The organism is Streptomyces sp. NPDC093510 (assembly GCF_040683555.1).
Classification (GTDB): Bacteria; Actinomycetota; Actinomycetes; order Streptomycetales; family Streptomycetaceae; genus Streptomyces.
Window position 1 is genome coordinate 58,984 of record NZ_JBFBEE010000024.1, and the last position, 13,329, is coordinate 72,312.

Genomic DNA, 13,329 nt, shown 5'->3' on the forward strand with positions numbered 1-13,329 from the left:
CCTGACCTGCCGAGAGGCCCAACACGGCGGGATGCGATTTTCATCCCGCCGCAACAAATGTCAGCGGAGACTCAGCTGCCGGGCACCGCGACGAAGGCCTCACGGGGCTGATCCGTGGGCGTGTACCTGCTCGCCGACGTCGCACGGGGCGTGAGGTCCTTGTGGATCGCCTTGGCCACGCCCTGAATCGTGGCGACGCCGTAGTTCATCGTGCTGTTGCCGTGCGAGAGCACGGAGATCGTGTAGTCGTGGCCGCCGCCCTTGAACGCGCCGACGCTGTGCACCCGCCAGCCGTGGGTCGACCGCTGCAGCCAGCCGTTCTTGACGTGGATCTTGACGGTGGACGGGGCGCCCGCCGGGGTGCCCCAGCGCTGCGAGGAGACGACCTTGCCCATCAGCTTGAGGATGTAGGCGCGGGCGTTGTCGCTCAGGACGGAGTTCTTGGCGGTGACCAGCGCGAGGAGCTTCTGCTCGTCGGTGGCGTTGATCCGGGTCAGCCCCCAGTAGCCGCCGGAGCCGGGCACGGTCTTCGTCATCTTCGCGGCCGCGAGGAACGCCTTGATCTTGCCCGTGCCGAGCTGACGCCAGAGCTTGGTGGTCGCCGCGTTGTCCGACTTGGTGATCATGGCGTAGGCGAGGTCCGACTCACGCTCGGACAGCTTCCGCTCGGTCTTCTTCGCGTCCCACAGGAGCGCCGCGAGGACGGTCACCTTGACGACGCTCGCCGAGTCGAAGGAGGTGCCCGCGCGCAGGGTGCAGGTGGTGTCGGTGGTGCGGTCGTGGAGGCCGACCGCGACGGTGCCCTTGCGGTTCTTCAGCGCGGCGGTGATGTCCTTGGTGAGCTTGGCGGCGAGGCCGGCCTGCGCGGAGGTGCAGGCGACCTGCGGCGCCGCCGCCGCTGCGGCGGGCGTGGCGGTGGCGGCCGTGCCGAGCGGTACGAGCACTCCGGCGGCGAGACCCGCCGAGAGTATGCGGGCACGCCGGGATATCCCGGATACCGGGTGAGTCATGGAGTGTTTCCCCTCGGGTGGTCGTACGGGGTCCCCCGTGGGCCCGTACAAGGCGCGCCCCCTGCGCGCCTAACCCAGATGACTCACCAGTACCGAGGACGGTTGTACGAAAAACAGCGCTGATCAGCGAAGAACTCCCTCCTCTTCGGGATCGTCGTCGTACGCGGGTGCGGGAAGGCGGGCCCCCCGGCTGCGGGCGATCCGGGTCACGTCCCGCAGGGACTCGGCCATGCGGTCGGCCAGGAAGCGGAGCTGAGGCGCGGTGGTCGTCGGATCGTCGGCCAAGTCGGCCGCGTGCCCGAGCAGCGCGTCGGCCATGCCGAGCTGGATGGATTCGATGTTGTCGGCGATATGGGAGACAGGGCCGGTTCCGTCGCCGATGAGGTAGCAGGGGTTGCCGTCGGAGTTGGACCAGGGAAGGAGGCGAGGGGCCGGCACGCCGGTGGAAGGGGCCTCGGGAGGTTCGTGTGCGATCACGCGGCAGCCACCTCGATGCCATGGATGTGGCGGGGGCCTACGTCGACACCGTGCACGGCGAGCCAGAGGGCGCGGCGGCGGGCGCGCCGGCGCTTGGCTTCCTCATCCCGCATGCCGACCGGCTCGACCGCCACGAGGCGGTGGCGCCCGGAGGCGGGCAGCAGGAACCGCAACAGGGGTTCCGCGAGGCGGGTGATACAGCGCAACACGTCTTCAACTCCTAGCGAGGGCCTACGCATCGCTGTGTAGCGATCCACTCACAGAGTGAGACGGTCCGGATTACTCTCACCAGGGGGAGGGGCGTGACAAAGCGCCTGTCACACGGGAGTTGACGATGAGTAACATCTATGGGGAATGGCTGAGGGCCCAACGGGAAGCGGCTGGGCTCACACAGCAGGAGTTGGCCGACATGGCACTCATGACGCGTTCGCACATCGCGCACATCGAGGCGGGCCGCCGGATTCCTTCCAAGGAGGACGCGCGGAGGCTCGACAGGGCGCTGGGCACGGGGAATGTACTGAGCAGCTTCCTGCCGGACGACGACATGGCGGTGGCCGAGTACTTCGAGACGGCGCTGCAACTCGAACAACAGGCGACGATGATCCGGGAGTTCGCCCTGTCGTTCATCCCCGGGATTCTCCAGACGGAGAGGTACGCGCGTGCGGTTCTGGGGACGTCGTTCCCTCCTGTGAGTGAACAGGAATGTGACAGGCTCGTTGTCACACGCCTGGACCGCGCGAAGATCCTGGAGCATCCGGTGCGGCCCGTAGTGTGGGCGTTGCTTGATGAGGCGGTGCTGCGCCGGGTGATCGGCAGCCCCGAGGTGATGGCGGAGCAACTCCGGCACGTTGTGGCATTGGTGGAGTCAGGGCGCGTGCGTGTACACGTGCTGCCGCTCGCCTTGGGCTTTCATCCACTGCTGGAGAGCATGCTCACACTGCTGTGGTTCGAGGACCAGCCACCCGTGGCGTACAGCGAAGGGGTGGGTATGGGCAAGGTGCATGACTCCCCCTCCATGGTCCACCAGCTGCAATCTCGTTACGATCACGCACTGAGCGACGCACTGCCGCTTAAGGAATCACTCGCCCTGTTGCGGGCAACAGCGAAGGACCATGAGAACTGTGACTAGCCACATCATCCCGAACGCTGCCGCACTGAACGGCTGGCGGAAGTCGTCCTACAGCGGCAGCGAAGGTGGAAGCTGCGTAGAGGTTCTGGACAACCACCCCACCGGCATACCAGTCCGCGACTCCAAGGCGCCGCACGGCCCCGCGCTGGTCTTCCCGTCGACGGGCTGGTCCTCGTTCATCACGGCGGTCAAGTCCGGCCACCTCGCCGACTGACGCCCGATCAGTTCCCGGCGAGATGCGTCGGAGCGAACATCCGCAGGACCGCCGGAAGCACCACTACGGAGGGCCCGGGCTCGGCCAGCGCCTTCGCGAGGTCGTCACACAGCGTCTCCGGAGTCGTCCGCACGCCCGGCACCCCGAAGGACTCCGCGAGCTTCACGAAGTCGGGCCGCGCCAGCTCCGTGCCGGTCGCCTCGCCGAAGGCGTCGGACATGTACTCGCGCAGGATGCCGTAGCCGCCGTCGTCGACGATCAGCCAGGTCACCGGCAGGTCGTACTGCTTCGCCGTGGCCAGCTCCGCGATCGAGTACATCGCGCCGCCGTCTCCGGAGACGGCGAGGACCGGGTGGGAGGGGTCCGCGACGGCCGCGCCCAGCGCCGCCGGAAAGCCGTAGCCGAGGCCGCCCGCGCCCTGCGCCGAGTGCATGGTGTTCGGGCGCCGCGCGTCGAACGCCGACCACGCCCAGTACGCGAGGATCGTCATGTCCCAGAAGGACGGGGACGCGTCCGGCAGGGCCTCGCGCACGGAGGCGAGGATCTGCTGCTCCAGGGTGAGGTCCTGCGCGTCGATCCGCTCGCGGACCTTGCCGAGGAGAGCGGCCACCCTTTGGGGAGCCTCGGCGTCCTCCCTGGGCGTATCGATCGTCTCCAGGAGCGCGGACAGGGCGATCCGCGCGTCCGCGTGGATGCCGAGTCCGGGGTGGTTGGACTCCAGCTTCCCGGCGTCCGCCTCGATCTGGATCACCCGGCCGCGCGGCTTGAAGGTGTGGTAGTTCGAGGAGAGCTCACCGAGCCCGGAGCCGACCACCAGCAGGACGTCGGCGTCCTCCAGGAAGTCCGTGGTGTGCCGGTCCTCCAGCCACGACTGGAGCGAGAGCGGGTGCTCCCAGGGGAAGGCGCCCTTACCGCCGAAGGTCGTGACGACGGGGGCGTTGATCAGCTCGGCGAGTGCCAGCAGCTTGCCGCTCGCGTCCGAGCGCACGACGCCGCCGCCCGCGATGATTGCCGGGCGTTCGGCACGCGACAGCAGATCGGCGGCCACGGCGGTCAGCTCGGGGCGCGGCACGACCTCCTCGGGCGTCGCGTCCATCGCGGTGACGACCGGCAGGGTGGTCTCGGCGAGGAGCACGTCCTGCGGGATCTCCACCCAGACAGGGCCGTGCGGTGCGGTGAGCGCCGACTCCCAGGCCGCGGCGAGGGCGGAGGGGATCTGCGAGGCCGTGCGGACCGTGTGCACGGACTTGACCACGTCACGGAACGAGGCCTGCTGGTCGCGGAGTTCGTGCAGATAGCCGTGGCGGCCGCCGCCGAGCCCGGCCACCGGGACCTGGCTGCCGATCGCGAGGACCGGCGACGAGCCCGCCGCCGCCTCCTGGAGCGCGGCGAGCGAGGTGAGCGCGCCGGGCCCGGTGGACAGCAGCAGCGGGGCGACCTCGCCGGTGATGCGGCCGTACGCGTCCGCCGCGAACCCCGTGTTGTTCTCGACGCGGAACCCGACGTACGAGAGCGAGGAGCGCCGCAGCGCGTCGAACATGCCGAGCGCGTGCTGGCCCGGGAGTCCGAAGACGGTGGTCGCGCCGAGCCCGGCGAGGGTCTCGACGACGAGGTCGCCGCCGTTGCGCCCGGGGGGCGGGTTCAGGGCGGCCTCGGTCTGGGCGGCGGTGGGCCGCAGGACTACGTCGTGGTCGTGGCTCACCGCTCGCTCACCGCCTGGCGGGGCAGGCGCGCCTCGGCGATCTGGCGGGACATGATCGTGGTCAGTTCGTACGCGGTGTGGGAGGCCGCGACCGCCGTGATCTCCGCGTGGTCGTAGGCCGGGGCGACCTCGACGACGTCGGCGGAGACGAGGTTGCAGGAGGCGAGGCCGCGCAGGATCTCCAGGAGCTCGCGGGAGGTCATGCCGCCCGCCTCGGGGGTGCCGGTGCCGGGGGCGTGGGCCGGGTCGAGGCAGTCGATGTCGATGGAGATGTAGAGGGGGCGGTCGCCGATGCGCTGGCGGAGCTGGTCGGCGACCTCGTCGGCGCCGCGGCGGTAGATGTCCGCCGAGGTGACGATGCCGAAGCCCATCTTCTCGTCGTCGGTGAGGTCCTTCTTGCCGTACAGCGGGCCGCGGGTACCGACGTGGGAGAGCGCCTCGGTGTCGAGGATGCCCTCCTCGACGGCCCGGCGGAACGGCGTACCGTGCGTGTACTCGGCGCCGAAGTAGGTGTCCCAGGTGTCCAGGTGGGCGTCGAAGTGGAGCAGGGCGACCGGGCCGTGCTTCTTGGCGACGGAACGCAGCAGCGGCAGCGCGATGGTGTGGTCGCCGCCGAGGGTCATCATGCGGGCGCCGGAGCCGAGGAGGTCGTCGGCGGCGGCCTCGATGGTCTCGACGGCCTCGTTGATGTTGAACGGGTTGGCCGCTATGTCGCCCGCGTCGGCGACCTGCGCGAGCGCGAAGGGCGAGGCGTCCTGCGCCGGGTTGTAGGGGCGCAGGAGGCGGGAGGCCTCGCGGATCGCGTTGCCGCCGAAGCGGGCGCCGGGGCGGTACGAGACGCCGGAGTCGAAGGGCACGCCGACCACCGCGACGTCCGCCTTGCCGCCGACCTCGTCGAGGCGGGGCAGCCGGGCGTACGTCGCCGGGCCCGCGTACCGGGGGATGCGGGAGGAGTCGACGGGGCCGCGGGGCGTCTCGTTGCTGCTCATGGTGGGGAGTGCCTTCCTTTTTACGCTTCGATGCGCTTTGTGGGCGCTTTCTGACTTTACTGAGGTACGGGGGTCGGTTCGGCCGCGGGCCCGGGCTCGGCGCCGCGCCCGGCGAGGCGTTCGCGCCAGGCGGCGAGGACCGCGGCGTCAGTGGGCTTCGTGGCGAAAGAGACCACTACGTAGACGGCGAGTGAGGTCAGCAGGCCGTAGTAGACGGGCTCGTTGGCGAGGATTCCGTACCCCCACATGAGCCCGATGACCGAGAGGCCGCCCGTGGCGACGGCCGCGAGCGCGCCGGACGCGGTGCCTCGGCGCCACAGCAGCCCGCCGAGGATCGGCACGAGCAGACCGCCGACGAGCAGGTTGTAGGCGACGGTCAGGGCCTCGACGACGTCGTTGAGCGCGATGGCGATGACGATCACCCCGACGCCCATGACGAGGATGAAGACGCGGTTGCCCTTGACCTCGTCGTGCGGCTCGTCGTTCCGCTTGCCGACGGCGCCCCGCAGCCGCGACCAGATGTCGTTGTTGGCGACGGTCGCGCAGGCGATGAGCGCTCCGGAGGACGTCGACATGACGGCGGCGAGCGCCGCGGCGAGGACCAGGCCGCGTACGCCCATGGGCAGTTCGTCCTTGACGATGGTCGCGAAGGCCGCGTCGGCGCTCGGCAGCTTCGGGTACATGACCTTGGCGGCGGTGCCGATGACGGCGCCCGCGATCGCGTAGACGAGGCAGTACGTGCCGGCGACGGTCCCTCCGTAGCGGGCGACCTTGTCGCTGCGGGCGGTGAAGACGCGCTGCCAGATGTCCTGCCCGATGAGCATGCCGAAGGTGTAGATCAGCACGTACGTGAAGATCGTCTCGCCGCCGACGCCGAGCGGGTCGAAGTACTCGGTGGGCAGCTTCGCCCTCATCTCGCCGAAGCCGCCGGCCTTGACGACCGCGATGGGCAGGAGCAGGAGCAGCACGCCGATCGTCTTCACCACGAACTGCACCATGTCGGTGAGCGTGATGGACCACATGCCGCCGAGCGTGGAGTACGCGACGACGATCGAGCCGCCGAGGATGATCGCCACGGTGCGGTTCAGGTCGAAGAGGACGTCGAAGATCGTGGCGTACGCGATGGTCGAGGTGACCGCGAGCATCAGCGTGTACGCCCACATGACCACTCCGGAGATGACGCCCGCGCGCCCTCCGTAGCGCAGGTCGAGCATCTCGGAGACGGTGTACACCTTCAGGCGCGCGATGCGGGCCGAGAAGAACACGCTGAGCGCGAGCAGGCCGAGGCCGATGGTGAAGACCATCCAGGCGCCGGACAGCCCGTACTGGTAGCCGAGGCCGACGCCGCCGATGGTGGAGGCGCCGCCGAGCACGATGGCGGCCATGGTCCCGGAGTACATCCAGGGTCCGAGGCGGCGCCCCGCGACGAGGAACTCGCTCTTGGACTTGGCGCGGCGCATGCCCCACCAGCCCATGGCCAGCATCCCGGCGAGATAGACGACGATCACTGTGTAGTCGACGGCCATAGGGGGCCTCCTTCGCGCACCTCGGTGGCGTGTCGTGCAGATGGGAGTGAGGACCGGCCGCGGGGACATCCGCCCGTACCCGCGGCCTGTGGTCGGCACGACCTTAGGTGGCCGGAAAGCAACGCTGAAGTGTACGTTTCCTCCACTCTCCGCGACTCAGAGGGATGGAACGTCCACATGGCCGATCCCACGGCTCCCCCCACCCCGCCCGTCCCGCTCGCCGCGCTGCTCGCGCGCGAGGACCTCGGCCTGCGACAGATCGCGGGACCGGGCGCGGAGGCCGCGGGCACGGCCGTGCAGTGGGTGCACACCTCGGAGATGGCCGACCCGTACCCGTACCTGCTCGGCGGCGAACTGCTCCTCACGGCGGGCGTGCACATCACGGACCCGGCGGGCTCGGACGCCTACCTCGACGACTACGTGGCCCGCATCCTCGCGGCGGGCGGCGCGGCCCTCGGCTTCGGCGTCGCGCCCGTGCACGACACGGTCCCGCGCGCCCTGGCCGAGGCGTGCGACCGGTACGGGCTGCCGCTCGTCGAGGTGCCGCCGCGCACCACCTTCAGCGGGGTCGCGCGTGCCGTGTGGCGGCTCATGGCCGAAGCCAGGCACGCGGAGCTGCGCCGGGTGACGGAGGCCCAGCAGGGCCTCGCCACGGCGGCGGCCAGGCCGGACCCGGTGCCGGCCGTGCTGCGTCAGCTGGCGGCCAGGCTCGGCGGGGCGGCGGTGCTGTACGGGCCGGACGGGGCGGAGCTGCAGGCGGCCGGGCGGGCGCGGGACGCCACGCGCGAGGCGTTGCGGGCGCTGACCGAAGTCGTACGCCGACCCGCGCCCGCCGCCCCGGCGTCCGCCGCCGACACGGCGGGGTCCACGCACCTCGCCGCCTACGCGCTCGGCGGCGGCCGCGGCTTCGCGCTCGGGACCGCCACGGAGCGCCGCGAGCCGGGCGACCACACCATCGCCGGGGCGGCCGTCGTGCTGCTCTCGCTGCTCACCGGCGAACACCAGGGCGCCACCGAGGCGGCCCGCTCGGCGGCGCTGGTGCGGCTCCTCCTCGGGGCGTCCCCGGAGGAGACCGGCCCTCTCCTGGGGAGCGGCCTGTGGAGGGTGGTCCACGCGCGCGGGGAGCACACCCCGCTGGCCGCGTCCGCGCTCGCCGCGGCTCTGGGCAGCGGCCTGGTCGACCCGCGCGAGGACGTCGTACGCCTCCTCGTCCCCGCCGACCGCGAGGTCACCGCGACGGACGGCTGGACGCTGGGCGTCGCCGCCCCGGCGGCCCCCGAGGACCTGCCCGCGGCCGACGTCCAGGCGGCCCGTGCGCTGCGCCGCGCCGAGGCGACCCGGCAGCCCCTCGTACGCCACCACGAGAGCGGTCTCGGCGCCCTGATCGCCCCCGAGGAGGCCGACGCCCACGCGCGCGTGCTGCTCGCGCCGCTGGCCGGAAACGAGGCACTGACCGCCACCCTGCGCACCTGGCTCTCCCTGCACGGCAGTTGGGACCGCACGGCGACCGCCCTCTCCGTCCACCGCAACACGGTCCGCCAGCGCATCGCCCGCTGCGAGTCGCTCCTGGGCACGGATCTGAACGACCCGGACGTCCGCATGGAGCTGTGGTTCGCGCTCGGCCGCGTGTCCTGAGGCGGAAGGGGCACAGGTCACAGGCCCGGGGTTCGGGACAGCCCACCGCCGGGCCGTCGCCGACGGCAGAATGGGAGCCATGCCGATACCCAGCCGTGCCGCGCTCGTCGACCATCTAGTCCGCACCCGCATCGCGGGTGACGTCGCCACGCCCCGCGACAACAACCTCAGCCACTACAGGAAGCTCGCGAACGGCGACCGCCACTACTGGCTCGGTCTGGAGCTCGGCGACCGGTGGACCGACGAGCAGGACGTCCTCGCGGTGATGGCGGAGCGCTGCGGCGTCATCGACGACCCGCAGCACCGGCACGGCCAGGACACCATCGACCCGGAGCTGACGGTCGACGCCCTGGAGCGGATGGCGGCGCGGCTGCGCAAGGCGGCCGCCGGCAAGGAGAGGGTGCTTTTCGCGACCGGCCACCCCGGAGGGCTGCTCGACGTGCACCGTGCGACGGCCGCGGCCCTGCGCACGGCGGGCTGCGAGATCGTGGTGATCCCGGAGGGCCTGATGGCCGACGAGGGCATGGTCTTCCAGTTCGCGGACGTGGCGATGCTCGAGCGCGGCGCGACGCTGTGGCACACCCACTCCCCCGAGCCGATGAACGCGATCCTGGACGGTCTGGAGCGCGAGGGCCGCCCGCTGCCCGACCTCGTCGTCGCCGACCACGGCTGGGCGGGGCGCGCGGGCCAGCGCGGCCTGGACTCCGTGGGGTACGCGGACTGCAACGACCCGGCACTGTTCATCGGCGAGGCCGAGGGCACCGTGCAGGTGACCGTGCCGCTCGACGACCACGTGACGAGCCCGCGCCACTACGACCCTCTGACGGCCTATCTGCTGGCCGCGGCGGGGCTGACGCCCGCGTCCTGAGCCGGGCCCGGCGTCGGGTCCAGGTAGACCCGCCGGACGGCGGGGAAGCGCTCCTGGATGCGTTGCGCCATCCGGTCGCAGGCGCGCTCGATGTCCCCGGCGGTCGACACGTCCCGGAAGTCGACCTTCGCGGCGACCAGGGCCTCCTTGGGCCCCTGGAGGAGCGTGGTCAGTTCCAGTACGTCCACGACGTGCGGGTCGGCGAGCAGTTCGGCCCGGACCGCGGCCCGCATCTCCGGCGGCAGCGGCCGCCCGATGAGCAGCTCGGAGTTGGCGTGCCCGAGGACCCAGGCGACGTACACGAGGAGCACGCCGATGCAGAGCGAGGCGACGCCGTCCCACGCGCCGGACCCGGTGAGCTGTCCGCCGAGCAGTCCGGCCGCGGCGAGCACGAGGCCCGCGAGCGCCGCCGAGTCCTCCATCACGACGGCCTTGACCGCGGTGTCGGGGGTGTGGCGCAGATAGCGCTTGAGGTGCACTCCGAAGCGGTCGGCCTCGCCGCGCGCCTGCTTGAGGCCGGTGCGCAGCGAGTAGCCCTCCAGGAGGAAGGCGATGCCGAGCACGATGTACGAGATGAGCGGGTCGCCGGGGTCCTCCCCGTGGGTGAGCGTGTGGATGCCGTCGTAGACGGCGAAGACGCCGCCGCCGACGAAGGTGGCCACGGAGGCGAGCAGCGCCCAGATGTAGCGGGCCCCTCCGTAGCCGAGCGGGTGCTCCTCGTCGGCGGGTCTGTCACTGGCCTTCAGGGAGACGAGGAGCATCAGCTCGGTGACGGTGTCGGCCACGGAGTGCGCCGCTTCGGAGAGCATGGCGCTGGAGCCGCTGATGACACCCGCGACGGCCTTCGCCACCGCGATCCCGAGGTTGGCGACGGCCGCGACGATGACGGTGAAGGTGCTCTCGCCGTTGTCCTTCTGTTCCACTTGCTCCGACATGTATCGGACGGTATGTCCGATCAGCGGGGAACGCGAATGACACCCTCCTGGATGACCGTGACCGCGAGCCGTCCGTCCTGCGTCCAGATCCGCGCCTGGCCCAGGCCCCGCCCTCCGGAGGACGAGGGCGACTCCTGGTCGTAGAGCAGCCATTCGTCCGCGCGGAAGGGCCGGTGGAACCACATGGCGTGGTCGAGCGAGGCGCCGACGACGTCGCCGACGGCCCAGCCGCCGCGGCCGTGCGCGAGCAGCACGGAGTCGAGCAGGGTCATGTCGGAGACGTACGTGGCGAGGCAGACGTGCAGCAAGGAGTCGTCGGCCAGCTTGCCGTTGGCGCGGAACCACACCTGGGAGCGCGGTTCGCGCGGCTGTCCGACGGTGGCCCAGGGCGGCTCGTCGACGTACCGCAGGTCGACGGCGGCGCGGGTCTCCAGAAGCCGGTCGGCGACCTCCCGCGGCAGGTGGCGCGGGAGCGTCTCGGCGGCGGTGGGCAGCGTCTCCGGGTCGGCCGCGGGCGGCATCTGCGCCTGGTGCTCCAGGCCGTCCTCGTACGTCTGGAAGGACGCGGAGAGGTGGAAGATCGGCTGCCCGTGCTGGACGGCGACGACGCGGCGCGTGGTGAAGGAGCGGCCGTCGCGAATCCGGTCGACCGTGTACACGATGGGGGCGCCGGGGTCCCCGGGGCGCAGGAAGTACGCGTGCAGGGAGTGGGCGTCGGGGCCTTCCCTGTTCGAGCGAAGCCGAGAGCTCGGGGAACTGTCGTCGGGGACGGTGCGGCCGGCGGCGACGAGGGCCTGTGCGGCGACCTGGCCGCCGAAGACGCGGGGCACGAGCGCCGAGCGGCTCACGCCCCTGAAGATGTCCTCCTCGATCTGCTCCAGGTCGAGCAGATCGAGGAGGGCTTCGAGTGCCTGGTTCATGGAGGTGGTTCTACAGGCGTTCTACAGGCCCATGTTCTTCGCGATGATCATCTTCATGACCTCGCTGGTGCCGCCGTAGATGCGGTTGACGCGGTTGTCCGCGTACAGGCGGGCGATGGGGTACTCGTTCATGAAGCCGTAGCCACCGTGCAGCTGGAGGCACTTGTCGATGACGCGGTGCGCGACCTCGGTGGTGAAGAGCTTCGCGGAGGCGGCCTCGGCGGCGGTCAGCTCGCCCGCGTCCAGGGCCTCCAGGGCGCGGTCGGCGACGGCCTCGGCGGCGTCCACCTCGGCCTGGCAGGCGGCCAGTTCGAACTTGGTGTTCTGGAAGGAGGCGACCGTCTTGCCGAAGACCGTGCGGTCCTGGACGTACTCCTTGGCGAACCGGACGGCGGCCTTGGCCTGTGCGTACGCCCCGAAGGCGATGCCCCAGCGCTCGGAGGGGAGGTTGCTGCCGAGGTAGTAGAAGCCCTTGTTCTCCTCGCCGAGGAGGTCCTCGACGGGGACCTTGACGTCGACGAACGCCAGCTCGGCGGTGTCGGAGGTCTTCAGGCCCAGCTTGTCGAGCTTGCGGCCGATGGAGTAGCCCTCGGACTTGGTGTCGACGGCGAAGAGGGAGATGCCGAAGCGGCGGTCGTCGGCGGTCGGCGCGGCGGTGCGGGCGCAGACGATCACGCGGTCGGCGTGGACGCCGCCGGTGATGAAGGTCTTGGAGCCGTTGAGGACGTAGTGGGACCCGTCCTCGGAGAGCTTGGCGGTGGTCTTCATGCCCGCGAGGTCGGAGCCGGTGCCCGGCTCGGTCATCGCGAGGGCCCACATCTCCTCGGCGGAGACGAACTTCTCCAGGTAGCGCTTCTTCTGCTCGTCGGTGGCGAGCATCTTGATGTACGGCAGGGCGAGCAGCACGTGGACGCCGGAGCCGCCGAAGGAGACGCCCGCGCGGGCGGTCTCCTCGTACTGGATGGCCTCGAACTTGTGGGTGTCCAGGCCGGCGCCGCCGAACTCCTCGGGGACGTTGATCCCGAAGAGGCCAAGATCGGCGAGCTTGTAGTAGAACTCGCGCGGCACCTGACCGGCCGCGAACCACTCGTCGTGGACCGGGACGACCTCGGCCTCGATGAAGGCGCGGAGGGTCTCCCGGAACGCCTCGTGGTCCTCATTGAAAACGGTACGGCGCACGGAGAACTCCCTCTGCCAACATCTGCCTACGGCGACTAAGCGCTTGCTCAGAGGCAGGTTACCCGGCGGTCACCAGAGCGTCCAGAGACGCGTGTCACTCCGCGGCGGCTGCGAACGCCCCCCGGGCCAGGCGGTGCAGGAGTTCCGCCATGGCCGTCCGGCTGGGCAGCGCGTCGCGGCGGCTCAGGTGCGGGGTGGAGTTCAGCAGCCCGAAGACCGCGTGGACGGCCACGCGAGCCGCGTTCTCCGCGAGGTCCGGGTAGACCTTGCGGACGACGTCGACCCAGATCTCCACGTACTGCCGCTGGAGCTGGCGGACCAGCTTGCGGTCGCTGTCCCGCAGGCGGTCCAGCTCGCGGTCGTGCAGGGTGATCAGGGAGCGGTCGTCGAGCGCGAAGTCGATGTGCCCCTGGATGAGCGCGTCGAGAACCCGTTCGGGTGATCCGCCCACGTCGGCCACGCAGTGCTTGCCGCCCGTGAGGAGCTGCCCGCTGATGCCGACGAGCAGCTCGGCGAGCATCGCGTCCTTGCCCGCGAAGTGCCGGTAGAGGCCCGGCCCGCTGATGCCGACGGCGGCTCCTATCTCATCCACACCGACCCCGTGGAAGCCGCGCTCGGCGAAGAGCCGGGCGGCTTCCTTGAGGATCTGCTCGCGACGGGTGGGGGCGTCGGTTCTGGTGGCCATGGAATTGATTCTAGACAGGCCGGTTAGCGCTCGTTAACCTGAAGGAAACGCGTTAACGCT

At 70.9% G+C, this 13,329-nt stretch carries 14 protein-coding genes; 4 read left to right on the forward strand and 10 right to left on the reverse strand.

Annotated features, from left to right (window positions below; translation table 11 throughout):
- Positions 1-71: 71 nt before the first annotated feature.
- The 3 genes from AB0N81_RS31950 to AB0N81_RS31960 form a co-directional block, all read right to left on the reverse strand.
- The gene (locus tag AB0N81_RS31950) at positions 72-1,010 is read right to left on the reverse strand and encodes a serine hydrolase (protein ID WP_365364472.1); all 939 of its coding nucleotides are present in this window, start codon (positions 1,008-1,010) and stop codon (positions 72-74) included.
- A 123-nt stretch (positions 1,011-1,133) separates the two neighbouring features.
- Positions 1,134-1,484, reverse strand: coding sequence for a hypothetical protein (locus AB0N81_RS31955; RefSeq protein ID WP_365364582.1), 351 nt, complete (start codon positions 1,482-1,484; stop codon positions 1,134-1,136).
- Complete coding sequence (locus tag AB0N81_RS31960; protein WP_365364474.1) at positions 1,484-1,696, reverse strand: hypothetical protein; 213 nt, start codon at positions 1,694-1,696, stop codon at positions 1,484-1,486. The genes AB0N81_RS31955 and AB0N81_RS31960 overlap by 1 nt, the downstream gene beginning before the upstream one ends.
- Positions 1,697-1,821: 125 nt before the next feature.
- On the opposite strand from AB0N81_RS31960, the gene AB0N81_RS31965 reads away from it, so the two are divergent.
- Both AB0N81_RS31965 and AB0N81_RS31970 read left to right on the forward strand, forming a co-directional pair.
- Positions 1,822-2,616, forward strand: a complete 795-nt coding sequence (locus AB0N81_RS31965) for a helix-turn-helix transcriptional regulator (RefSeq protein ID WP_365364476.1) — start codon at positions 1,822-1,824, stop codon at positions 2,614-2,616.
- Entirely contained in the window at positions 2,609-2,830 is a 222-nt protein-coding gene (locus tag AB0N81_RS31970; protein ID WP_365364478.1) for a DUF397 domain-containing protein, read from the forward strand. Before AB0N81_RS31965 ends, AB0N81_RS31970 begins: the two co-directional genes overlap by 8 nt.
- A gap of 7 nt (positions 2,831-2,837) precedes the next feature.
- On the opposite strand, the gene AB0N81_RS31975 is transcribed toward AB0N81_RS31970, so the two are convergent.
- From AB0N81_RS31975 to AB0N81_RS31985, 3 genes are read right to left on the reverse strand one after another with little or no spacing between them, the layout of a single operon-like run.
- The gene (locus AB0N81_RS31975) at positions 2,838-4,532 is read right to left on the reverse strand and encodes a thiamine pyrophosphate-binding protein (protein WP_365364480.1); all 1,695 of its coding nucleotides are present in this window, start codon (positions 4,530-4,532) and stop codon (positions 2,838-2,840) included.
- Positions 4,529-5,521, reverse strand: a complete 993-nt coding sequence (gene speB / locus AB0N81_RS31980; RefSeq protein ID WP_365364482.1) for an agmatinase — start codon at positions 5,519-5,521, stop codon at positions 4,529-4,531. The genes AB0N81_RS31975 and speB overlap by 4 nt, the downstream gene beginning before the upstream one ends.
- Before the next feature lie 56 nt (positions 5,522-5,577).
- Positions 5,578-7,047: a sodium:solute symporter gene (locus AB0N81_RS31985; protein WP_365364484.1), complete on the reverse strand. Its 1,470-nt coding sequence runs from the start codon at positions 7,045-7,047 to the stop codon at positions 5,578-5,580.
- Positions 7,048-7,224: 177 nt separating this feature from the next.
- Here AB0N81_RS31985 and AB0N81_RS31990 point away from each other — a divergent pair, with 177 nt between their 5' ends.
- A complete protein-coding gene (locus AB0N81_RS31990; RefSeq protein WP_365364486.1) occupies positions 7,225-8,682 on the forward strand; it encodes a PucR family transcriptional regulator in 1,458 nt (485 codons plus the stop codon).
- A gap of 79 nt (positions 8,683-8,761) precedes the next feature.
- Positions 8,762-9,550 carry a phosphatase gene (locus AB0N81_RS31995; RefSeq protein ID WP_365364488.1) on the forward strand — a complete coding sequence of 263 codons (789 nt, stop codon included), beginning with the start codon at positions 8,762-8,764 and terminating at the stop codon, positions 9,548-9,550.
- Here AB0N81_RS31995 and AB0N81_RS32000 read toward each other — a convergent pair.
- The 4 genes from AB0N81_RS32000 to AB0N81_RS32015 all read right to left on the reverse strand — a co-directional run bounded on the left by AB0N81_RS32000 (position 9,511) and on the right by AB0N81_RS32015 (position 13,269).
- Complete coding sequence (locus tag AB0N81_RS32000; RefSeq protein ID WP_365364490.1) at positions 9,511-10,485, reverse strand: cation diffusion facilitator family transporter; 975 nt, start codon at positions 10,483-10,485, stop codon at positions 9,511-9,513. The two genes, AB0N81_RS31995 and AB0N81_RS32000, sit on opposite strands and share 40 nt — an antisense overlap.
- Positions 10,486-10,505: 20 nt before the next feature.
- Entirely contained in the window at positions 10,506-11,405 is a 900-nt protein-coding gene (locus tag AB0N81_RS32005; RefSeq protein ID WP_365364492.1) for an acyl-CoA thioesterase II, read from the reverse strand.
- 21 nt (positions 11,406-11,426) lie between these two features.
- Positions 11,427-12,584: an acyl-CoA dehydrogenase family protein gene (locus AB0N81_RS32010; RefSeq protein ID WP_365364494.1), complete on the reverse strand. Its 1,158-nt coding sequence runs from the start codon at positions 12,582-12,584 to the stop codon at positions 11,427-11,429.
- A gap of 94 nt (positions 12,585-12,678) precedes the next feature.
- The gene (locus tag AB0N81_RS32015; RefSeq protein ID WP_365364496.1) at positions 12,679-13,269 is read right to left on the reverse strand and encodes a TetR/AcrR family transcriptional regulator; all 591 of its coding nucleotides are present in this window, start codon (positions 13,267-13,269) and stop codon (positions 12,679-12,681) included.
- Positions 13,270-13,329 lie beyond the last annotated feature (60 nt).